Below are 22,853 nucleotides of genomic sequence, written 5' to 3' on the forward strand. Positions count from 1 at the left end.
CTTTCCTCCAAGTGTTGCAGTTGTTGCAACACTTGTTGCATAGACCGGGGAGCGCGTCTAGAATGTCCGCATGGACTGCGCCAGCCTTGCCGAAGAGATCTCCCGGTCCGTCGATACGCTGCCCGAGCAGTTGGGGGCGGCGGCGCGCTACGTGCTGGACAATCCCGGCGACGTGGCGCTTCTGTCGATGCGGGAGCAGGCGCGGCGTGCGGGCGTGCAGCCCTGGACCATGACGCGGCTTGCAAAGCGGCTCGGCTTCGACGGCTACGAGGCGGTGCGCGAACTGCACGGAAAGGCGCTGAAGGAACAGGCGCTCGGCTTTGCCGGCAGGGCGGGCAAGCAGGTGGCGCGCCAGCGCGAGGCGGGGGGACAGGTTCTGGCGGAGGAGATCGCCGCTGTCACTTCCACCCAGATTGCCGCGCTGGGCGGCATTGAGGCCCTGACAGACGCGGCGCGCGTCATGGCGCGTGCGCGGCGGGTCTATTGCCTCGGCCTGCGCTCCAGCCGCCCGGTGGCGGAACACCTCGCCTATATGCTCAATTTCCTGGGCGAGAAGGCGCTGTTCCTCGATATCGGCGGCATGGGGGCGGAGGTGCTTCGCCATGCCTCGCGGGAGGACGTGGTGTTCGTCGCGACGGTCGCCCCCTATACGCGCGCAACCGTGGAGGCGGCGCGCCATGCCCGCGGGGTGGGGCTGGATATCATCGCCCTCACCGACAGCCCTGCCTCCCCCGTCGCGCGGCTCGCGCGCCACGCCCTCGTCGTGGGCACCGAGAGCCCGTCCTTCTTCCACACTATGGCGCCCGCACTCGCCGCAGCCGAAATCCTGTCGGCGCTCGTCGCGGGCGAGGGCGGCGAGGCGGCCCTCGAAGCGATCGCCCGCACCGAGAACGCCCTGTCCGAACTCAAGATACACCTGTTCGAATATGCCGCCGGCCGGCAAGGGAACCGCTGATGACATATATTCTGCACCGCCAGATCCGTGAGGAACTGCCCGTCGCCGTTGGCGGCCGGGGCGTGGAACTCCATGACAGCACGGGCAAAGCCTATATCGACGCCTCGGGCGGGGCGGCGGTGTCCTGTCTCGGGCACAATCATCCCGACGTGGTCGCCGCGCTGAAGCGGCAGGCGGAAAAGCTCGCCTATGCGCATACGAGCTTCTTCACCACCGAGCCGGCCGAGGCCTTGGCCGAAAGGCTGGTGAAGGCGGCCCCGGAGGGGATCAGCCATGCCTATTTCGTCTCCGGCGGCTCGGAGGCGAACGAGGCGGCGCTGAAGATGGCGCGGCAATATTTCGTCGAAAAGGGCGAGCCGGAGCGGCGGCATATCATCGCCCGCCGCCAGAGCTATCACGGCAACACGCTGGGCGCGCTTGCGACGGGGGGCAATGAGTGGCGGCGTGCGCAGTTCCAGCCCCTGCTGATCGAGACGCATCACATCGACCCTTGTTACGCCTATCGGTACCAGGAGCAGGGAGAAGAGGAAGAAGCCTATGGCCGCCGCGCGGCCCAGCAACTCGAGGACAAGATCCTGGAGCTCGGGGCCGACAATGTCATGGCCTTCATCGCCGAGCCCGTGGTCGGCGCGACGGCAGGGGCGGTGCCCGCCGTGTCCGGCTATTTCAGGCGCATCCGCGACATCTGTGACCGCCACGGCGTGCTTCTGATCCTCGACGAGGTTATGTGCGGCATGGGCCGGACGGGCACGCTGTTTGCCTGCGAGCAGGACGGTGTGGCGCCCGACCTGGTCACGGTGGCGAAGGGGCTGGGCGGCGGATATCAGCCGATCGGCGCGGTATTCCTCTCCCGGAAGATATTCGCGGCCTTCGCGGAGGGCTCCGGCCTGTTCCAGCACGGCCACACCTATATCGGCCATTCCATGGCCTGCGCCGCAGCCCTTGCCGTGCAGGAGGTCATCGCGCGCGACGATCTGCTCGCCAATGTGCGGGACATGGGCGGCTATCTGCGCGCGCGGCTGGAGGCGCGTTTCGGCAATCACGCTCATGTGGGCGATATTCGCGGCCGGGGGCTTTTCCTCGGCCTGGAACTTGTCGCCGACCGCGCGACGAAGGAGCCGTTCGATCCTGCGCGCAAGCTTCATGCCCGGGTGAAGAAGGAAGCGATGGCGCGCGGGCTGATGGTCTATCCCGGCGGCGGGACGATCGACGGCGTGCGCGGCGACCATGTGCTCATCGCGCCGCCCTTCATCCTGGATCGGGCGACAGCGGACATGATCGTCGAGCGCCTCGGCGAGGCGATCGACGCAGCAGCAGGTTGAGTCGGAGAAGGGAGGAGGAGAGGGAACCACAGCGTCTCTGCCGATGGCAGTTGGCGGGCAATTCGTAGTGCCGCCCGCAAATGGGCAAGCTTCGCCATTGACTTGGGGAGCAAGGCCGCTAAGGCTCGCGTCCTGGGCTGCGCGAGGAGGGCCTGACATTTCACGACGTAATGTCGGTCTGCAGTCCCCCGCCATGGGGCGCGCGCAAAACTTCACGTGCAAATTGTTCTGTGACAAAATTCAGGGAGTCGGAAATGAAACAAAATCGCTTTCTCGGCCTGGGTCTTGCGGCCGCCATGTTCGGGGCGGTCGCGGCCGGCAGCGCCGGGGCGCAGGAGCAGCGTTTCGTGTCGATCGGCACGGGCGGCGTGACCGGCGTCTATTATCCCGTGGGCGGCGCCATCTGCCGCCTCATGAACCAGACCCGGCGCGAGCACGGCATCCGCTGCTCGGTGGAATCCACCGGTGGTTCGGTGTTCAACGTCAATGCCATCAAGGGCGGCGACCTGGATTTCGGCACCGTCCAGTCGGACGTGCAGTACAATGCCTTCAACGGCGAAGGGAATTTTGCCCAGGAGGGCGGACCGCATCCGGACCTGCGGGCGGTCTTCTCGCTCCATCCCGAGCCGCTGACCGTCGTCGCGCGCACCGATTCCGGCATCAAGGCCTTCGACGACCTGAAGGGCAAGCGCGTGAATATCGGCAATCCTGGTTCGGGCCAGCGCGCACTGATGGATCTCCTGATTGCGGAGAAGGGCTGGAGCAACGCCGATTTCGCGCTTGCGTCCGAGCTTGCACCGGCTGAGCAGGCGCCCGCCCTCTGCGACAACAACATCGACGCCTTCGCCTACACGGTTGGCCATCCGGCCGGCGCGATCCAGGAGGCGACCACCACCTGCGACAGCATCATCGTTCCGGTCGAAGGCGATGTGGTCGACAAGCTGGTCGAGGAGAACCCCTACTATTTCAAGGCGGTGATCCCCGGCGGCATGTATCGCGGCACGGACCAGGACGTGAATACGTTCGGTGTCGGAGCCACGCTGGTCGCCTCCGCCAATGTCTCGGACGACGTGGTCTACACGCTGGTGAAGTCGGTCTTCGACAATTTCGAGGACTTCAAGGGCCTGCACCCGGCCCTGGCGAACCTGACGCCGGAGCAGATGGTGAGCCAAGGCAATTCCGCCCCGCTCCATCCTGGGGCGGAGAGATACTACAAGGAAAAAGGCTGGCTCAAGTAAGGAGCCGGCAATAAGGGCGTCCGGCGGCGGGCGCCCTTTTCCGCGCCGCCGCGGGATTCGCGGCGGCGTCGGCATGCCATAGATCAGAACCTTGATCGGGACCGGACAAATGGCCGACAACCAGAAGGGCACCCAAGGAGTTACCGCGGACGAGCTGCAGGATCTGGTAGCTTCCACCGACACGGGCGCGCGCAATCCTGCCGGCCTAGCCGGCTACGTGATAGCCGCGGCGGCCTTGGCCTGGTCGCTTTTCCAGCTCTATATCGCCTCGCCGCTGCCTTTCATCCTGTCCACGATCACGCGCCTGCCGCTCGTCCTCAACGACACACAAATTCGCTCAATTCACCTGGCCTTCGGCCTGCTGCTCGCCTTCCTCGCATTTCCTGCCTTTGCGAAAAGCCCGCGCGACCGCATTCCCTTCCTCGACTGGATTCTGGCGATCGCCGCCGCCTTCTGTGCCCTCTACATCTTTCTCTTCTATCGCGAGCTAGCCAGCAGGCCGGGCCTGCCGATCACGCAGGATTTGGTGATTGCGGGGCTCGGAATGCTCCTGCTTCTCGAGGCCACGCGCCGCGCGCTCGGGCCTCCCCTGATGTTCGTGGCCATCATCTTCATGGCCTACGTGTTCTTCGGTTCCTCGCCCGTGGTGCCGGATATTCTGCGCTGGGGCGGCGCCTCCTTCGCGCGCGCGATGGATCAGATGTGGCTTTCCACGGGCGGCGTGTTTGGCGTGGCCATCGGCGTCTCAGCCTCTTTTGTCTTCCTGTTCGTGCTGTTCGGATCAATGCTGGACAAGGCGGGCGCCGGAAATTTCTTCATCAAACTCTCCTTCGCGCTTCTTGGTCATCTGCGCGGCGGGCCCGCCAAGGCTTCCGTCCTCTCGTCGCTGATGACGGGCATGATTTCCGGCTCGTCCATCGCCAATGTCGTGACGACCGGCACCTTCACCATCCCGCTGATGCGGCGCGTCGGCTATTCGGCCGAAAAGGCCGGCGCTGTGGAGGTGGCAAGCTCCGTCAACGGCCAAATCATGCCGCCCGTGATGGGCGCCGCCGCCTTCCTCATGGTCGAATATGTGGGGATCCCGTATTCGGCCGTGGTCCAGCACGCCGTGCTTCCGGCGGTCATTACCTACATCTCGCTGCTCTACATCGTGCATCTGGAGGCGGTGAAGAGCGACATGCCGGTGCTGGCGCGCAGGAGGACCGGGCCGATCTATCTTTCGCTTCTGCGTTCCCTTCTCGTCTTCGTCTCCTTCGTCCTGGTGATGATCGGCATCTACTGGCTGGTGCAGCTGATCAGGATGGTAGTACCGGCCGTGTCCACAGAGCTCCTGATCGTGCTGCTTCTGGCCGCCTATGTGGGCGCGATTTGGATTGCCGCCGGGACACGCGAGCTCGAGCTCGACGATCCCAACGCACCGATCGTGGAAATTCCCAATGCGGCGGATGTGACCAAGACGGGGCTGCATTTCCTGCTGCCCCTCTTCGTGCTCGTCTGGATGCTCCTAGTCGAGCATCGCTCGCCCTCCCTTTCGGCATTTTATGCCGTGCTGCTCCTGATCGTGATCATGCTCACGCAGAAGCCGCTGAAAGCGTGGTTCCGCAGGATGAGGCAGCCAGAAATACGCGCCGCCGCGGTGGAAGGCTGGCACGACCTCATTCACGGCATGATCCTGGGCGCGCGCAACATGATTGGGATCGCCTGCGCCACCGCCGCCGCGGGCATCGTGGTCGGCACGGTGACGCTGACCGGCATCGGTCAGGTGATGGCGCAGTTCGTGGAGTTCCTGTCGGGCGGCAACATTTTCCTTATCCTGCTCTTCACGGCGATCATCAGCCTCATCCTCGGCATGGGCCTGCCGACGACGGCGAACTACATTGTCGTCTCCTCGCTTATGGCACCGGTGATCGTCGAGGTGGGGGCGGCAAACGGCTATCTGATACCACTGATCGCCGCCCACCTCTTCGTCTTCTATTTCGGGCTGATGGCGGACGTGACGCCGCCCGTCGGCCTTGCCTCCTTCGCGGCGTCCGCGATCTCGCGGGCCGATCCGATGCGAACGGGCATCCAGGCCTTCTTCTACGAAATGCGCACGGCGCTCCTGCCCTTCGTCTTCGTCTTCAACCAGGAGCTTCTCCTGATGGACGTGACGCTGGTGAGCGGCATCCTGATCTTTATCAAGGCGACCATCGCCATGCTTCTCTTCGCGGCCGCGACGCAGGGCTTCTTCATGACGAAGTCGCGGCTGTGGGAATCGGCGGCGCTGCTGCTCGTCACCTTCATGCTCCTGCGCCCGGGCTTCTTCCTCGATCTCGTGCAGCCGCCCTATGACAGGGTCGAGCCGCAGCGCCTGTTCGAGGTGGTGGCGGAGGAGCCAGCGGAGGCGGAGATTCGCCTCGTTATCCGCGGTCCCAGCTTCGACAATCCGGACGAGATGCTGGAGCGCACCATGGCCTTCAATCTCGGGCCGCAGAGCGGCGACGGCCAGGCACGCTTCGAGCAGGCCACCAGCCTGCCGGCACGCATCGAGAACGGGGCGGTGATCCTCGATGAGCCGCTGGATTTGAACAGCCTTGCCGGACGCGCGCTCTCCAATATGGATTTCTACACCGACCAACCGGTGCAGGTGACTGCGGTGGAGGTGACAGCGGAGCGCATGCCGGCCGAGATCTTCTACGTCCCCGCTGTTCTCATATTGGGCCTGGTCGTCTTGCTGCAGCGCCGGCGCGGCGGCACGCTTGCCGGCAATCCGCTGCCGCAGCCGGCCCATTAAGGCGGAGGACCGATGTACAAGGACATCCTGCTCTCCGTCGATCTCAGCGATGCCGAAGCGGAGGTCCGGGCCGCTGCGACCGCGGTCGAATATGCCAGCGCCTTCGGCAGCCGCCTGCATGTGATGACGGTCGTGCCTGACTTCGGCATGTCGATCGTCGGCGGCTTCTTCCCGAAAGGGCACGAGCAGCAGGCGATCGACCACGCCAACAAGGCGCTGCACGAGTTCACGGCGAAGCATATACCCGCGGAGATCAAGCACCGTCACATCGTGGGCCACGGCTCGATCTATCGCGAGATCCTGCGTCATGCGGAGGTCGTCAAGGCCGACCTGATCGTGCTGTCGGCCAAGCGGCCGGGGCCGGAGGACTATCTGATCGGGCCGAACGCGGCGCGGGTGGTGCGTCACGCCGCCATTTCGGTGCTGGTCGTCCGTTAGCCGGCCGGTCCTTCTCCGCCGAAGTCCCACGCGGGCAACACGTCTCTATTGCCAGCGCCGTGCCTGTCTTTATAAATCGATTATAGGGAGACGAACCGCAGCGCTCGAGGAGGAGCAAATGCCCAAAACGATGAAGGGACCCGGTATTTTCCTGGCGCAGTTCGCGGGAGATGCAGCGCCGTTCAACAGCCTGCCGAATATTGCCCGCTGGGCGGCCGGTCACGGCTACAAGGGAATCCAGATTCCGTCCTGGGATGGGCGCCTGTTCGACCTCAAGAAGGCGGCGGAGTCAGCTGCCTATTGCGACGAGGTGAAGGGCATCTGCTCCGATGCCGGCGTGGAGATCACCGAGCTTTCAACGCATTTGCAGGGCCAACTCGTAGCCACGCATCCGGCCTATGACATCCCCTTCGACGGCTTCGCGCCGGAAAGCGTGCACGGCAATCTGAAGGCCCGCCAGGAATGGGCGGTGGAGCAGGTGAAGTCTGCCGCCAAGGCCTCGCGCAATCTGGGGCTCGACGTCACCGTCTCCTTTTCGGGCGCCTTGGCCTTCCCCTACCTCTATCCTTGGCCGCAGCGGCCGGACGGGCTGATCGACGAGGCTTTTACCGAACTCGCGCGGCGCTGGAAGCCGATCTTCGACGTCTATGAAGATCACGGCGTGGACGTCGCCTTCGAGCTCCATCCGGGCGAGGATCTCTTCGACGGCGCCACTTTCGAGATGTTTCTGGACAAGGTCGGCGGCCACAAGCGCTGCATGATCAACTACGATCCGTCGCATTTCCTTCTGCAGCAGCTCGACTACCTCGCCTTCATCGACCTTTATCACGAGCGCATCTCCGCCTTCCACGTGAAGGATGCGGAGTTCAATCCGGACGGCCGCCAGGGAGTCTATTCCGGCTATCAGCCGTGGGTGAAGCGGGCCGGGCGCTTCCGCTCGCTCGGTGACGGGCAGGTGGATTTCACCGGCATCTTCTCCAAGCTGGCTCAATACGACTATGACCGGTGGGCGGTGCTGGAATGGGAGTGCGCGCTGAAGCATCCGGAGCAGGGCGCGGCGGAAGGCGCACCCTTCATCGAGCACCACATTATCCGCGTCACCGAGAAGGCGTTCGACGATTTCGCGGCCGGCGCAAAGGATCAGGACAAGCTGCGCAAGATGCTCGGCATCGCCTGAGGAGGGGAGAAATGGTTTCGGCATCCACGACATCGGAAGCGGCGAGCCCCATTCGTCTCGGCATGGTGGGCGGCGGGCAGGGCGCTTTCATCGGCGCAGTGCACCGCATGGCGGCCCGGCTCGACGGGCACTATGTGCTGGTGGCCGGAGCCCTTTCCTCCGATCCGGAGCGCGCCAGGGCTTCGGCGGCGGAGCTGGGGCTCGACCCGAACCGCTCCTACGGCAGTTTCCAGGAGATGGCCGAGAAGGAAGCCGCAAGGCCGGACGGCATCGAGGCGGTCAGCATCGTCACGCCCAACCACATGCATTATCCGGCGGCGAAAGCCTTTCTCGATGCCGGTATCCATGTGATCTGCGACAAGCCGCTGACCGCGAACCTCGACGACGCGAAGGCGCTGGCGGAGACGGTGAAGAAGAGCGGCAGGCTTTTCGTGCTCACGCACAACTATTCCGGCTATCCGATGATCCGCCAGGCGCGCCAAATGGTGCGCGAGGGCGTGCTGGGCGACATCATCCTTATCCAGGCGGAATACCCTCAGGACTGGCTGTCGGAGCCGATCGAGCAGACCGGCCAGAAGCAGGCGGCCTGGCGCACGGACCCCGCCCAGTCCGGTGCGGGCGGGGCGACCGGCGACATCGGCACGCATGCCTACCAGCTCGCCACCTTTGTCACCGGGCTGAAGGCCGAGAGCATTGCTGCCGACCTCGATCGTTTCGTGCCGGGCCGGCGGCTCGACGACAATGCCCATATCATGCTGCGCTTCAGCGAACGGAACGGCAAGCGCGCCAAGGGCACGATCTGGGTAAGCCAGGTGGCTCCAGGCAACGAGAACGGTTTGAAGCTGCGCGTCTACGGCACCAAGGGCGGGCTCGAATGGGTGCAGGCCGACCCCAACTACCTCTGGTACACGCCACTCGGCGAGCCGAAGCGGCTGCTGACGCGCGGCGGCGCGGGCGCCAATGCGGCCGCAGCCGCGGTCACCCGCATTCCCGGCGGCCATCCGGAAGGCTATCTGGAAGCGTTTGCGACGCTCTACACCGAGGCGGCGCAGGCGATCCGCTCGATGCGCGGCGGCGGAGGCGTGCCCCAGAATCTGGTCCTGCCGAATATCGAGGACGGGCTCGAGGGCATGCGCTTCATCGAGGCTTGCGTGAGGTCTTCGAAGGAAGACGCCGCTTGGACCAGGCTCGATAGCCTTTGAGACAAGGATGATCGCGAGCAGGCGTAGCGACCCGGACCATCGAAGGCTCGGCCGCCTCCCGCGGGCGGCAAGGATGCTGAAGCCGAGAATTGGCTGGGCCTCGTGGCGCGCCCGTAGTGAGGTCCGGATAGCTGCTTCGGGGCGCACGTATGATGATGTCGGCCCTGCTTCCGGGTTGACGGCGGCGCTTTTCTAACGGATTCCCTCTCGGAAACTCCAAGGGAGGGGCACCATGGCGAGCCAGCCGAAAAAGATCGGTATCCATGAAGGGCGCGACGTACTGGAGACGGTGCTCGAGAGCCAAACGGGCGCACGCGTCGCGGTCATGAGCTACGGCGCCGTCATCCGCGATTGGCAGGTGCCCGTTGCAGGCGGCATGCGCTCCGTGGTGCTCGGCTTCGACCGCTTCGAGGACTATCCCGAACACAGCCCCTATTTCGGCGCGATCGCGGGCCGGGTGGCGAACCGCATCGCCAATTCGCGCTTCGCCCTCGGTGGCCGGGAATACAGGCTGCCGGCCAATGAGGGATCCAACCACCTGCATGGTGGGCCGAAGGGCGTTTCCAAACAGGTCTGGGACATGGAGGCGCTCTCGGGCGAGGCCGTGCGGCTGTCTCTCACCAGTCCGGACGGAGAAATGGGCTATCCGGGACGGCTGAAGATCGCCGTCACCTATCGGCTCTCCGGCAACGCGCTGCGCATAGAATTTGCCGCAGAGACGGATGCGCCGACGCCGGTCAGCCTAGTCCAGCACAACTATTTCAACCTGCTGGGCGAGGGCCTCATATGCGGACACGAGCTTCAGGTGGCCGCGAATGCCTATACGGTTCTGGGCGATGGCTTCATCCCGACCGGCGAGATCCGCCCTGTGGCCGGCACGCCCTACGATTTCCGTGCTCCGCGCGAGCTCTGCGACAACGCCGGCGATCCCATCCCCTATGACATTAATTTGGTGCTCGACACCGGGCGCGACCCCATGGCACCCGTCGCGGTGGTGACGGCACCCGACGGCTCGCTCACCCTGAGGCTGAAGACCGACCGGCCGGGCCTTCAGGTCTACACGGGAGACAAGATGAACGTCACGGTTCCCGGCCTGGGCGGCCGTCGCTATCCACGCTTCGGCGCCCTGTGCCTTGAGGACCAGTTATTCCCGGACGCCGTCAACCACGCGCATTTTCCCTCGCCGGTGATCGTGCCCGATCGGCCATATAGCCACTGGTGCGTGATCGAGATTGGCTGAGACGCGTTGGCTGGGCGGCAGCTATTCCCGCGCTTTCGCGCCGTGTGGCGGCTCCTCCGTTTTGGTTGCAAATAGCCTGGTTTGGCAGCGTCGCGCTTCTCTCGGATGCGAGCGGAAGCGCCTTGACGGCAAAACAGCTGATAGAATAGAAATTTCATGTGGAGCTTATAATTGCAGGACACGTTCCATTTCGGGCGGGGAGAAGCTGAGCGCGCGGGCGCACGGAACGGGTTCAGGGAGGATGCCGCGGTTCGCCATAAGGGGAACCTCCGGTTGAAAAGGCGTCGGACGCCAAACTGTGGAGGAGCAATAATGAAGATCTTGAAGACCATAGTCGTCGCAGCGCTGGCGGTCAGCGCGACACTCGGAACGGCGGCGACCGCCCTCGCCGAGAACGAGCGCTTCGTATTCGTCAGCCACGCGCCGGATTCCGACACCTGGTGGAACACCATCAAGAACGCCCTGAACGTGGCCAGCGAGCAGATGGGCGTCACGGTCGAATACCGCAATCCGCCTACCGGGGACCTTGCGGACATGGCGCGCATCATCGAGCAGGCGGCGGCGACGAACCCGAACGGCATTATCACCTCCATTGCCGATTTCGACGTGCTGAGGGGGCCGCTCACCTCGGCTGTCGACAAGGGTATCCCCGTGATCACGGTGAATTCCGGTACGGTCGAGCAATCAAAGGAGCTTGGCGCACTCCTCCATATCGGCCAGCCCGAGTACGATGCGGGCAAGGGCGCCGGAGAACGCGCCAAGGCCGAAGGCGTGACGAAATTCCTGTGCGTGAACCACTATATCACCAACCCCGCCTCAGTGGAGCGCTGCCAGGGTTTTGCCGACGCGCTGGGGGTGGAACTCGGAAGCCAGATGATCGACTCCGGCATCGACCCGGCCGAGGTGAAGAACAAGGTGCTCGCGCATCTGCGGGCCAATGCCGATACGAACGGGATCCTTACGCTCGGGCCGAATTCCGCCGAACCCACGATTGAAGCGCTGAAGGAAAACGGCACGGCCGGCCAGGTCTTCTTCGGCACCTTCGACCTCTCGCCTGGCATCTCCGCCGGCATCAAGGACGGGACCATCTCCTTCGCCATCGATCAGCAGCCTTACCTGCAGGGCTACCTCCCGGTCGTGCTGCTGACGAACTACGCCCGCTACGGCGTCATTCCCGCGAACTCGATCAATTCCGGGCCGGGTTTTGTGACCAAGGAGAACATCGAGAAAGTGGAGGCGCTGGCGGGCGAGTACCGCTAGAGGGGCGACAGAGCCGGGGCGGCGCCGTTGCCCCGGCTCTCCTTGATGTGGGGACAAGGCTTCTGCCGGCGAAGACCGCGCTAGCCCTCGCCCGCCTGCCGGCGCAAGAAGGAACAGCGGATGACCGACGGTATCCAGGCGAAGGAGTCTGTCTCCAGGCCGGAAGGCGACGAACGCGTCAAACGCGTCGCCGGCGTGCGCAGGGCCATGGTGCGGCCCGAGCTGGGTGCCATCTGCGGCGCCATAGCCGTCTTCGTCTATTTCTTCTTCGCCGCCGGCAATACCGGCATGTTCTCGCTGGAAGGCGTGATGAACTGGGGCACCGTCTCCGCCCAGTTCGCGATCATCGCCGTCGGCGCCTGCCTCTTGATGATCGCCGGCGAGTTCGATCTCTCGGTCGGCTCCATGATCGGCTTTGCCGGCATCATGATCGCCCTTCTGTCCGTCCACTACTCCTTTCCGATGTGGCTGGCGATCCTCTCCGCCTTCGCCATCGCAGTCGCGATCGGCGCGCTCAACGGCTATGTGGTGGTAAAAACCAAGCTGCCCTCCTTCATCGTGACGCTTGCCTCGCTGTTCATCCTGCGCGGGCTGACGATCTACCTCTCCATCGCCACCACGCGCCAGACGATCATCGGCGGCGTGCGCGAAGTGGGCGAGGGAGACTGGCTGGCGCCGGTCTTCGGCGGCAAGATTCTGAAAGGCCTCTTCGCCTGGCTCGCCGAGGCTGGGATCATAGCCACCTATACCGGCGGCACCCGCGCCGGGCAGCCGGTGGTGGACGGCATCCCCATGCTGATGGTCTGGGCGCTGCTGCTGATCATCTTCGGCCACATCCTGCTCACGCGAACCCAGTTCGGGAACTGGATCTTTGCTTCGGGCGGAGACGCGCAGGCGGCGCGCAATGTGGGCGTACCGGTGAACCGCGTAAAAATCCTGATGTTCATGTTCACCGCCTTCTGCGCCACGGTCTTTGCCGCCTGCCAGGTGATGGAGTTCGGCTCGGCCGCCGCCGACCGGGGCCTGCTCAAGGAGTTCGAGGCGATCATCGCTGTCGTCATCGGCGGTGCGTTGCTGACCGGCGGTTACGGTTCGGTGATCGGCGCGGCGCTGGGCGCCCTGGTGTTCGGCGTCGTGCAGCAGGGCCTGTTCTTCGCCGGCGTGGAAAGCTCGCTCTTCCGCGTCTTCCTCGGCATCATCCTGCTGCTTGCCGTCGTGCTCAACACCTATATCCGCCGCCTCATCACCGGGGAGCGATGACATGGCCGATACACCGCTCATCGAACTGATCGGCATCGAAAAGCATTTCGGCTCCGTCATCGCGCTTGCCGGCGTGTCCCTCTCGGTCCTCCCCGGCGAGTGCCACTGCCTGCTGGGCGACAACGGTGCCGGAAAATCGACCTTCATCAAGGTCATGTCGGGCGTGCATCAGCCGACGCGCGGGGAGATCCGCGTCAATGGCAGGGAAGTGGGTTTTTCGAGCCCGCGCGACGCGATGAACATGGGAATTGCCACGGTCTATCAGGACCTGGCGATGATCCCTCTGATGTCGGTCACCCGCAATTTCTGGATGGGCCGCGAGCCCACGAAACGGTTCGGGCCGCTGAAATTCTTCGACTTCGAGAAGGCGAACGCCGTCACCATGAGCGAGATGCGCCGGATGGGCATCCAACTGCGCGAGCCGGATCAGGCGGTGGGCACGCTTTCGGGCGGCGAGCGCCAGACCGTGGCGATCGCCCGCGCCGTCTATTTCGGCGCCAAGGTGCTGATCCTCGACGAGCCTACCTCCGCGCTTGGCGTTCGGCAGACCTCGAACGTGCTCGCCACCATCGATCGTGTGCGCAAGGGCGGCGTGGGCATTGTCTTCATCACCCATAATGTGCGCCATGCCATGGCGGTGGGCGACCGGTTTACGGTGCTCAATCGCGGCAAGACGCTCGGAACCGCCAAGCGCGGCGAGATCTCTACCGAGGAGCTTCAGGACATGATGGCGGGCGGGGCTGAGCTTGCGGCCCTTGAGGGCTCGCTCGGCGGCACGGTATGAGCGGGCCTGCAGCTCCCTCGAACGGAAAAATGAAAAGAGACAAGAAATGACCATCAGATTTGCGCTTCTCGGCGCGGGACGCATCGGCAAGGTCCACGCAAAGGCGATCACCTCAAATGCGGATGCGAGGCTTGTTGCCGTTGCCGACGCGGTGGAGGCTGCTGCGACCGACATCGCCGGGAAATATGGCTGCGAGATCCGGACGACCGATGAGATCGAGAGGGCGGGCGACATCGATGCCGTGGTGATCTGCACGCCCACCGACACCCATGCCGACCTGATCGAGCGCTTTGCGCGTGCCGGCAAGGCGATCTTCTGCGAAAAGCCGATCCACCTCGATCTCGCCCGCGTGAAGTCATGCCTGAAGGTGGTGCGGGAGACAGGGGCCACGCTGATGGTCGGCTTCAACCGCCGCTTTGATCCGCACTTTCTCGCGGTGCGAAAGGCCATCGACGAGGGCAGGATCGGGACCGTCGAGATGGTGCAGATCATTTCGCGCGATCCCGGCGCTCCGCCCGTGAGCTACATCCGCTCTTCCGGCGGCATCATGCGCGACATGACGATCCATGATTTCGACATGGCCCGCTTCCTTCTCGGCGAGGAGCCGGACACGGTGTTCGCCACGGCTTCCGTTCTGGTGGATCCGGAGATCGGCAGGGCGGGCGACCATGACAGCGTTTCCGTCATCCTGACCACGGCCTCAGGAAAACACTGCTCCATCTCCAATTCGCGCCGCGCCACCTATGGCTATGATCAGCGCATCGAGGTGCACGGGTCGAAGGGCGCGGTTTCGGCCGAAAACCAGCGGCCGGTCTCGATCGAGATCGCGACCGGCGAGGGTTACACCAGGCCACCGCTGCATGATTTCTTCATGACGCGCTACACGGAAGCCTATGCTGCCGAAATCGCCGCCTTCATCGCGGCCCTTTCCGGCAAAAAACCCGCCTCGCCTTCGGGCGAAGACGGGTTGAAAGCGCTGGCTTTGGCGGATGCCGCGTACCTCTCGATCCGGGAGGGCCGGGCGGTAAAGGTATCCGAAGTGCTGGGCTAGCGCGTCGCCCTCCCAATCATGGGGGGCGATCGCCAGCCTGGACCTGGGCCTACTGGCCGCTCAGATAATTGGCGTTGACCCAGCCTTGCCAGCCATCCACGCGAATCTTCTGCCAACCCTTTGTTGCGTAGGGAAGGAAGGAGATTCCGCATTTGTTGCGCTGCAGGCGCACGAGCACGCGCGACTGTGGCGAGGGGAAGGCGCGGACATTGAGCCTGTCGCCCTGCGCCACGCCCGTCACACAATAGCGCGCCGGCGAAACCATCGAGATATAGCGCCTGTGGACCCAGCCGAGGCTGTGTCCATCCTCAACCTTGCACCAGTTTCCGGAGCACTGATTGACCAGAATGCCGCAGTCTCCGTAGCGCTTCTGCGCCGTGATCGGAGCGCTGGCGCTTGGTCCTTCCCGCATGTTCAGGCGATCGTCGGAACGCACATTGACGACACAATGCTCTTCCCCCTCGACCACCTGAGCCGCCGCTGGAAGTTCCGACAGGAAAAAGAGTGCCGCCGCTGCCAACACTCCGCGTACCAAAAAAGAACTCATATTTCTTCCCCCTGCGTTACCTGGGAGTGCAATAGCACCATCTTCCTGAACGGCAGCTGTATGATTGAGGCTCGGCTCTCGTCTTGTTTGTGGAACCGAGAATGCTATTTTTGAATGATGACCAGGCTTGAGCAGATCGAGAAATCCGTTGCCTCTCTCTCGGACGAGGAGCTGAAATCCTTCGCCGAGTGGTTTGACGAATTGCGTTGGCAGCGCTGGGACCGCCAGATCGAGGCCGATACCAAAGCTGGCAAGCTCGATAGGTTTTTGACGGCGGCTCGTACCAAACCATGACGGTGTTTCTGTTGCCGCCATCTCCGAACATGTGCGTGCGCCATAGGGGCGCACCGATGTTCGGAGGTTTTGATGCACCACAAGCGAAAGCGGCCGAAAAGTGCACGAGCAGGTTGTCTTTTGTGCAAACCACATAAGGCAAATGGGTGCTGTCCCAAGCATAAGGACATGAGGCACGGCAATCGGCGCCGCTACGAATCGGGAAGTGATCAGTTGCGCTGCGAGGGTGTTCAGGCACCAAGGCGGCAGTGATCGGCCCCCTCTCTTGCAAATTCCAAGGACTTAGCTTCGCTAAGCCCAAGAATTTGCTTTCTCCCCCGCCAAGGGGGAGAAAGGCGCACCGCGCCGTCGCCTCCGCAAGTCTTCTCAGTCGGCGATTCGCAACGAAGCCGGTGCCGGCGGTTTCTCCCCCTTGCCAGGGGAGAAAGCGATTTCAACATCTTAGCGATGGCCAAGTGTTAGAAATCGCGGGTGAGGGCTCCGGCGTAGCCGCCATACATGCTACACCTCCACCCTTCGCCCCTCCCGCGCCGAAGTGGCCATCGCGTGGATTGCCTTCTCGAACTCAAGCGCCTCCGAAAAATCCGGCGAGGATTTTTCGCCGCCGCCGACCCAGCGAAGGAAGGCGCCGGCTTCGAGCACCTTCAGGTCGTTGAAGCCGAGCTGGTGGCCGGGCGCGGGGCAGAAGAGGCCGTATGGCGGGTGCGCCGGTCCGGTGAGGATCGTCTTGAAACCCTGCAGTGCCCGGTCGCCTTCGTTCTGGTAAAGCTGCAATTCGTTCATGCGCTCCTGGTCGAAGACGAGCATGCCCTTCGTGCCGTGCACTTCCCAGGCGAGCTTGCTCTTGCGGCCCCAAGCCGTGCGCGAGGCAGAGAGCGAGCCCTGCGCGCCGTTTCTGAACCGCACCAGCGCGGTGGCGACGTCTTCGTTCTCCACCGGCTTGCGCTCGCTGCCGTCGGGCATCGCGCGCGTCTCATGCACGGTCTGCATGTCGGCAACCAGGCTTTGGATCGGCCCCATGAGTCCGTAGGCCATGGAAACCAGATGGCAGCCGAGGTCGCCCAACGCGCCCAGGCCCGCTTCCTCCAGCCGCGCGCGCCAGGTCCAGGGCAGGTCGGGGTCGGCCTGATAATCTTCGTCCACCCAGCCGCGGAAGTGGATCGGGCGGCCGATGTCGCCGTCCCTCACCAGCCGGCAGGCATGCTGGAAGGCGGGATTCTTGATGTAGTTGTAGCCGACGATGGTCTTGACGCGCGCTTTCGCGGCGGCTGCCGCCATCTCCTCCGCCTCCGCCAGCGTCAGGCCCATCGGCTTTTCGCAATGGACGTGTTTGCCCGCCGCGATCGCCGCCAGCGCCATCTCCCGATGCAGCTGGTTGGGCGTGGTGACCGAAACGATGTCGACTCGAGGATCGGAGACAAGCTCCCGCCAGTCGTCCGTTGAGCGCGCAAATCCGAACTGCTCGGCCATCGCCCGCGCCTTCTCGCCCGGAACGTCGCACAGGAGCTCCAGCCGCGCCTCCGGCACATCGCCCATCACCGCCCTTGCTGCGCGGTAGGCGAGCGCATGCGCCTTCCCCATGAAGCCGGTGCCGATGAGTCCAATTCCTATGGCGCGCATGCGAGCTCCTCCAAAGACCGGCCGCAGTGGAATTTTTATTCCAAACCCGTTAGGAGTGGGACAGCTTTATTGTCAAGCTCCAGGAAAGGCCGCGTATGGATGCAGTCACGGCACCCGCATCGGTTGAGGAATTGCTAGACCGTGTGCTGGACGTCTCCGGCGATCTGCCGAAGCGGCTGAAGCAATGCGCCGACTACCTTGCCGCAAATCCGGACCGCGTCGCCGTCTCCACCGTGGCCGAGATGGCCGAGGGCGCGGGCGTCCAGCCTTCCGCCTTCATGCGCTTTTGCCAGGTGCTGGGCTTCTCCGGCTATTCGCAGATGCAGCGGCTATTTCGCGATACCTACGCGCAGAACTGGCCGGACTACGCGACCCGGCTCGAAAAACTGCGCGAGAGTGGCGCCGGCAGCCCCTCCGCACTTCTCGCCGAGTTCATCGAGGCCGGACGGCTCTCGCTAGAAAACCTGGCGAAGACCATTGATCCCCGCGCGCTGGATACGGCTATAAAGACGCTCTCGGAAGCGAATATGGTGCACATTGTCGGGCTGCGCCGGGCTTTTTCCGTCGCCTCCTATCTGGCCTATGCCTTCGAGAAGATGGACGTGCCGACCATGCTGCACAACGGCGTGGGCAAGCTTGACAGCCGGCACGCGATCCGCTCGGGCGACGCCATGATTGCAATTACCTTCGCGCCCTATACGCCCGAAACGGTGGAGCTTGCCGATGCCGCCCGCCGCGCCGGGGCAAAGGTGGTCGCCATTACGGATTCTCTTGCCAGCCCCCTGCGGCCCGTAACGCCACTGCTTCTCACGGTTCAGGAGGCGGATTTCGGTAATTTCCGCTCGCTTTCGGCAACGCTTTCCCTGGCCGTGGCGCTGGTTGTCGCCGTCGGCACCGAGATCCGCGGCCCGAGGAAGTAGAATTTCCTGATTGATATTCCCTTGAGCTTGGAACATATCTTCCATTGCCTGCAGGGAAGACCGAGATCTTGAAGCAGCGCCCGATGACGCACAACAACACGCGCATCCGCATCGGCCGGGGAGGAGTGCTTTGGCGAAACCGCTCGACGTCATCACGATAGGCCGCTCCTCGGTTGACCTCTATGGCGTGCAGGTGGGCGGCCGGCTGGAGGATATGGCCTCCTTCAACAAATATATCGGCGGCTCGCCCACAAACATTGCCGCGGGCGCGGCCCGTCTGGGGCTGAAATCGGCGCTGATCACCCGCGTCGGAGACGAGCATATGGGCCGCTTCATCCGCGAGGAGCTTGCCCGTGAGGGGGTGGACGTCCGCGGCGTGAAGACCGATCCCGAGCGGCTGACGGCGCTCGTGCTCCTCGGCATCCGTGACCAGCACCATTTCCCGCTGATCTTTTATCGCGAGAACTGCGCCGACATGGCTTTGTGCGAGGACGACATCGACCCGGCCTTCATTGCCGAGGCGGGCTGCGTCTGCGCCACCGGCACCCATCTTTCCCACCCGCGCACCGAAGCCGCGGTTCTGAAGGCGCTGCGGCTTGCGCGCGAAAGTGGCGCCAGGACGGCACTCGACATCGACTACCGGCCGAATCTCTGGGGGCTGGCGGGCCACGGGGCAGGGGAGAGCCGCTACATCCAATCTGAGCGCGTTACGGCAAAGCTCCAGAAGACGCTGCCGCTCTTCGATCTCATCGTCGGCACGGAAGAGGAATTTCACATTGCCGGCGGCTCGACCGATACGATCGAAGCGCTGCGTGCGGTACGCAAGCTCACGCCAGCTGTGCTTGTCTGCAAGCGTGGGCCGATGGGGGCCTCCGCCTTCACGGGAGAGATCCCCGACACGCTCGACGAAGGCGAGATGGGCCAACATTTTCCCATCGAGGTATTCAACGTGCTTGGCGCCGGAGACGGTTTTATGGCCGGCCTGCTCAAGGGCTGGCTTTCCGGCGAGGACTGGCCGACGACGCTGAAATACGCCAATGCCTGCGGTGCCTTTGCTGTCTCGCGTCATGGCTGCACGCCCTCCTATCCCTCCTGGGAAGAGCTGCAATATTTCTTCCGTACCGGCATCAGGAACTCAGCCCTGCGCAAGGATGCCGCTCTCGAGCAGGTGCACTGGGCCACCAATCGCAGGGGCGACTGGCCGGAAATGCGCGTCTTCGCCTTCGATCACCGCATTCAGCTTGAGGAGATGGCCGTCCAGGCAGGTGCGCCGCGCGAGCGCATCGGCGCTTTCAAGCTGCTGTGCCTCCAAGCGGCCCAACAGGTTGCGAATGGCCACGGCTACGGCATCCTCTGCGATGGCAGGCTCGGCCGCGACGCACTTTACCGCGCTGCCGGCAGCGGCCTCTGGATCGGGAGGCCGGTCGAACTGCCCGGCTCCCGGCCTTTGCAACTGGAGACCGAGATCGGTCCCGACTTCGGCGGCCTTGTCGAATGGCCGGTCGAGCACGTCGTAAAGGTGCTCTGCTTCTATCACCCGGACGACGATGCTGAGATGAAGGCGCGGCAGGAGCAGGTCGTGCAGCGCCTCTTCGCCGCCTGCCGCCGCAACCGGCTGGAAATGCTCCTGGAGGTCATCCCCTCCAAGGTGCGCGCCAGTGACGACGATGCCACCGCCGCCGTGGTCGAACGTTTTTACCAGATCGGCGTCTTTCCGGATTGGTGGAAGCTGGAGCCTATGACATCGGAAAGCGCATGGTCAAAAGCCTGCGAGGCGATCACGCGCTACGATCCCTACACGCGGGGCGTCGTCGTGCTTGGGCTCGACGCACCGCAGGAGGAGCTGGAGCAAAGTTTTGCCATTGCCGCGCGCTTCGATCTCGTGAAAGGTTTTGCCGTCGGCCGCACCATCTTTGCCGACGCGGCCAGGCGCTGGCTCGCGGGCGAGCTGGCCGACGAGGAGGCCGTCGCCGCTATGGCGGAAAAATACCAGGCCCTGTGTACAGTCTGGGATCGTGTACGGGCCGGAAGCAAGGGGAGGATTGCATGAAGACGATCCGGCTGACGGCCGCCCAGGCGGCCACCCGCTACATCGCCGCGCAGATGAACGAGGACGGCGTGTCCTTCATCGCCGGCGTCTGGGCGATCTTCGGCCATGGCAATGTGGCAGCGCTTGGCGAGGCGCTCTATGCCGTGCGGGAAAAGCTTCCCACCTTTCGCGGCCACAACGAACAATCCATGGCCCACGCGGCAATCGCCTATTCAAAGCAGCTCGGCCGCAGGCGGGCGATGGCGGTGACCTCCTCCATCGGCCCCGGCGCCACAAACATGGTGACGGCGGCCGCCGTCGCCCATGTGAACCGCCTGCCGGTGCTGTTTCTCCCCGGCGATGTCTTTGCCAATCGCGCGCCGGATCCCGTTCTGCAGCAGATCGAGGTTTTTGGAGACGGAACGGTCAGCGTCAACGACTGCTTCCGTCCCGTGTCGCGCTATTTCGACCGCATCACCCGGCCCGAGCAGCTTCTGACCGCACTGCCGCGCGCCTTCCGTGTCATGTCCGACCCGGCCGATTGCGGCCCGGTGACGCTGGCGCTGTGCCAGGATGTGCAGGCCGAAGCCTATGACTGGCCCGAAAGTTTTTTCGAGCCAAAAGTCTGGCGCATGCGCCGCATCCAGCCGGATCCGGTGGAGGTTGAGCAGGCGGCCAGGATCATCGCGGCGGCTAAGACGCCGGTCATCGTCGCCGGCGGCGGTGTGCACTATGCCCACGCATATGAAGCCTTCCAGTTCTTCGTCGAAGCGCACCAGATTCCGGTGGTGGAGACCCAGGCGGGAAAATCCTCGCTTCCCTGGGATCACCCGCTCAATTTCGGCCCCGTCGGCGTCACCGGCTCCTCCGCAGCCAACATACGCTGTGCGGAAGCCGACGTGATCATCGGCATCGGCACCCGCTTCCAGGATTTCACGACCGGCTCCTGGTCGCTGTTCTCCAAGCCTGGACGCCAGCTCATCAGCCTCAACGTCAACGCCTATGATGCGGCCAAGCATGGCGCCGTGCCCGTCCTGTCCGATGCCTGCGTCGGAGTCGAGGCGCTCTGGCGCGCGCTTGGCGACAAGCGCTTCGAGCCGCCGCCGGCAAGCCTCAAGGAGGAGTGGTTCGCCGCCGCCGACGCGGTGACCGCCGCGCCGAAGGACACCAACGCGCTTCCCACCGACATGCAGGTGATCGGAGCCCTGCAGCGCGCCGCGCGCGAGAACACGGTGGTGATGTGCGCGGCCGGCACCATGCCGGGCGAGCTGCATAAGCTCTGGAAGGCCGGGCGACCCATGTCCTACCACATGGAATACGGCTATTCCTGCATGGGCTATGAGATCGCCGGCGGCATCGGCATCAAGATGGCCGAGCCTGACCGCGACGTGGTCGTCATGCTGGGCGACGGCTCCTACATGATGATGAACTCCGAGCTCGCCACGGCCGTGATGATGGGCATCAAGATCACGGTCGTGATCACCGACAACCGCGGCTTCGGCTGCATCAACCGGCTGCAGATGTCGACCGGCCAGGCCGAGTTCAACAACCTGCTCGACCATGCCCGGCACGTGAACCCGTCGCGGATCGATTTCGTAGCGCACGCAGCCTCCATGGGCGCGCATGCGGAGAAGGCAGGCTCGATCGCCGAGCTGGAGGCCGCGCTCGAGCGGGCAAGGCACGCCGATGGGCCTTTCGTTGTTGTCATCGACACCGACCCATATCCTTCCACTGAGGCCGGCGGCCACTGGTGGGATGTGGCGGTGCCGGAAGTCTCGGATCGCGAGGAAGTTCGCAAGGCGCGCGAAAAATACGAAGCAGCGCTCATGGGGAGGAACTGATGATCCGCTACGGCACCAACCCGATCGCCTGGTCCAATGACGACGATCGCTCCATCGGCGCGCATATCTCGCTGGAGCAATGCCTGCGCCAGGCAGCGGAGATAGGCTTTCAGGGCATTGAGAAGGGCCACAAGATGCCCTCGGACGGCGAGGCGCTGAAACAGGTCCTCGCCGCCTATGGGCTGGTCTTCATTTCCGGCTGGTATTCGCTCAATCTGCTCGTCAACGACGTCGAGACGGAGAAGCGGGCGATCCAGCCGCATCTCGACATGCTGAAGGCCAACGGCTCAAGGGTCTGCATTGTCTGCGAGACCTCGAACGCGATCCACGGCAATGATGCGGTGCCGCTTAGAAACAAGCCGGTGCTGGCATTGGACCGGTGGCCGGCCTTCTGCGCCGGCGTCGAGGCGATCGCACAATACTGCGCGGCTCAGGGCATCGACCTGGTCTACCACTACCACATGGGCACGATCGTCCAGACACGTGAGGAGATCGACCTGTTGATGGCGGGCACCGGGCCGGCCACCAAACTTCTGCTGGACACGGGGCATGCCTTCTTCGGCGGCTCGGACCCTGTTGAACTCGCCCGCGCCTATATGCCCCGCGTGCGCCACATCCACGCCAAGAATGTTCGCCCGGCAATCAAGAACGAGGTGGAGGGGCTGGGCCTCTCCTTCCTGGAAGGCGTCCGGCGCGGCGTCTTCACCGTGCCCGGCGATCCGGAAGGGGCGCTTGCGTTCGAGCCGGTTCTGGAGATCGCCGCAGCGCATAACTACAGCGGCTGGCTGGTGATCGAGGCCGAGCAGGATCCGCTCAAGGCCGACCCCGTGATTTATCAATCCATGGGTCTGAAGGCGCTGAAGCAAGCCGCTCGCATGGCGGGGCTGGACCGCGCCTGA

Annotated in this window: 18 protein-coding genes; 16 read left to right on the forward strand and 2 right to left on the reverse strand. The window is 64.1% G+C overall.

Features of this window, described 5'->3' with window-relative positions; translation table 11 throughout:
• Positions 1–70 precede the first annotated feature (70 nt).
• From RIN79_RS06810 to iolG, 12 genes are all read left to right on the forward strand, one after another.
• A complete protein-coding gene (locus tag RIN79_RS06810) occupies positions 71–955 on the forward strand; it encodes a MurR/RpiR family transcriptional regulator (RefSeq protein WP_309083883.1) in 885 nt (294 codons plus the stop codon).
• Entirely contained in the window at positions 955–2,277 is a 1,323-nt protein-coding gene (locus tag RIN79_RS06815; protein WP_309083884.1) for an aspartate aminotransferase family protein, read from the forward strand. The genes RIN79_RS06810 and RIN79_RS06815 overlap by 1 nt, the downstream gene beginning before the upstream one ends.
• A gap of 254 nt (positions 2,278–2,531) precedes the next feature.
• On the forward strand, positions 2,532–3,515 hold the full coding sequence (locus RIN79_RS06820) for a TAXI family TRAP transporter solute-binding subunit (RefSeq protein WP_309083885.1): 984 nt from the start codon (positions 2,532–2,534) through the stop codon (positions 3,513–3,515).
• Positions 3,516–3,624: 109 nt separating this feature from the next.
• Positions 3,625–6,291, forward strand: coding sequence for a TRAP transporter permease (locus tag RIN79_RS06825; RefSeq protein ID WP_309083886.1), 2,667 nt, complete (start codon positions 3,625–3,627; stop codon positions 6,289–6,291).
• Positions 6,292–6,303: 12 nt separating this feature from the next.
• On the forward strand, positions 6,304–6,729 hold the full coding sequence (locus tag RIN79_RS06830; protein WP_309083887.1) for a universal stress protein: 426 nt from the start codon (positions 6,304–6,306) through the stop codon (positions 6,727–6,729).
• Positions 6,730–6,847: 118 nt separating this feature from the next.
• Positions 6,848–7,906 carry a sugar phosphate isomerase/epimerase gene (locus RIN79_RS06835; protein ID WP_309083888.1) on the forward strand — a complete coding sequence of 353 codons (1,059 nt, stop codon included), beginning with the start codon at positions 6,848–6,850 and terminating at the stop codon, positions 7,904–7,906.
• A gap of 11 nt (positions 7,907–7,917) precedes the next feature.
• Positions 7,918–9,108, forward strand: coding sequence for a Gfo/Idh/MocA family oxidoreductase (locus tag RIN79_RS06840; protein ID WP_309083889.1), 1,191 nt, complete (start codon positions 7,918–7,920; stop codon positions 9,106–9,108).
• Positions 9,109–9,340: 232 nt separating this feature from the next.
• The gene (locus RIN79_RS06845; protein ID WP_309083890.1) at positions 9,341–10,348 is read left to right on the forward strand and encodes an aldose epimerase family protein; all 1,008 of its coding nucleotides are present in this window, start codon (positions 9,341–9,343) and stop codon (positions 10,346–10,348) included.
• Between the two features lie 312 nt (positions 10,349–10,660).
• Positions 10,661–11,608, forward strand: a complete 948-nt coding sequence (locus RIN79_RS06850; protein WP_309083891.1) for a sugar ABC transporter substrate-binding protein — start codon at positions 10,661–10,663, stop codon at positions 11,606–11,608.
• 120 nt (positions 11,609–11,728) lie between these two features.
• Positions 11,729–12,868 carry an ABC transporter permease gene (locus tag RIN79_RS06855; RefSeq protein ID WP_309083892.1) on the forward strand — a complete coding sequence of 380 codons (1,140 nt, stop codon included), beginning with the start codon at positions 11,729–11,731 and terminating at the stop codon, positions 12,866–12,868.
• A 1-nt stretch (position 12,869) separates the two neighbouring features.
• Positions 12,870–13,652, forward strand: coding sequence for an ATP-binding cassette domain-containing protein (locus RIN79_RS06860; RefSeq protein ID WP_309083893.1), 783 nt, complete (start codon positions 12,870–12,872; stop codon positions 13,650–13,652).
• Between the two features lie 46 nt (positions 13,653–13,698).
• Positions 13,699–14,703 (forward strand): inositol 2-dehydrogenase, encoded by a 1,005-nt coding sequence (iolG, locus tag RIN79_RS06865; protein ID WP_309083894.1) that lies wholly within the window; start codon positions 13,699–13,701, stop codon positions 14,701–14,703.
• 49 nt (positions 14,704–14,752) lie between these two features.
• Here iolG and RIN79_RS06870 read toward each other — a convergent pair whose 3' ends face one another.
• Both RIN79_RS06870 and RIN79_RS06875 read right to left on the reverse strand, forming a co-directional pair.
• Complete coding sequence (locus RIN79_RS06870) at positions 14,753–15,565, reverse strand: SH3 domain-containing protein (protein ID WP_309083895.1); 813 nt, start codon at positions 15,563–15,565, stop codon at positions 14,753–14,755.
• Between the two features lie 480 nt (positions 15,566–16,045).
• Positions 16,046–17,164, reverse strand: coding sequence for a Gfo/Idh/MocA family oxidoreductase (locus RIN79_RS06875; RefSeq protein ID WP_309083896.1), 1,119 nt, complete (start codon positions 17,162–17,164; stop codon positions 16,046–16,048).
• 95 nt (positions 17,165–17,259) lie between these two features.
• Between RIN79_RS06875 and RIN79_RS06880 the strand changes: the two genes are divergently transcribed.
• The 4 genes from RIN79_RS06880 to iolE all read left to right on the forward strand — a co-directional run bounded on the left by RIN79_RS06880 (position 17,260) and on the right by iolE (position 22,853).
• On the forward strand, positions 17,260–18,084 hold the full coding sequence (locus tag RIN79_RS06880; protein WP_309083897.1) for a MurR/RpiR family transcriptional regulator: 825 nt from the start codon (positions 17,260–17,262) through the stop codon (positions 18,082–18,084).
• 130 nt (positions 18,085–18,214) lie between these two features.
• Positions 18,215–20,134, forward strand: a complete 1,920-nt coding sequence (iolC, locus tag RIN79_RS06885) for a 5-dehydro-2-deoxygluconokinase (protein ID WP_309083898.1) — start codon at positions 18,215–18,217, stop codon at positions 20,132–20,134.
• Positions 20,131–21,954 (forward strand): 3D-(3,5/4)-trihydroxycyclohexane-1,2-dione acylhydrolase (decyclizing), encoded by a 1,824-nt coding sequence (iolD, locus tag RIN79_RS06890; protein ID WP_309083899.1) that lies wholly within the window; start codon positions 20,131–20,133, stop codon positions 21,952–21,954. Before iolC ends, iolD begins: the two co-directional genes overlap by 4 nt.
• A complete protein-coding gene (gene iolE / locus RIN79_RS06895; protein ID WP_309083900.1) occupies positions 21,954–22,853 on the forward strand; it encodes a myo-inosose-2 dehydratase in 900 nt (299 codons plus the stop codon). Before iolD ends, iolE begins: the two co-directional genes overlap by 1 nt.

This window comes from Chelativorans sp., from assembly GCF_031180965.1.
In the GTDB taxonomy this organism is placed as follows: domain Bacteria; phylum Pseudomonadota; class Alphaproteobacteria; order Rhizobiales; family Rhizobiaceae; genus Chelativorans.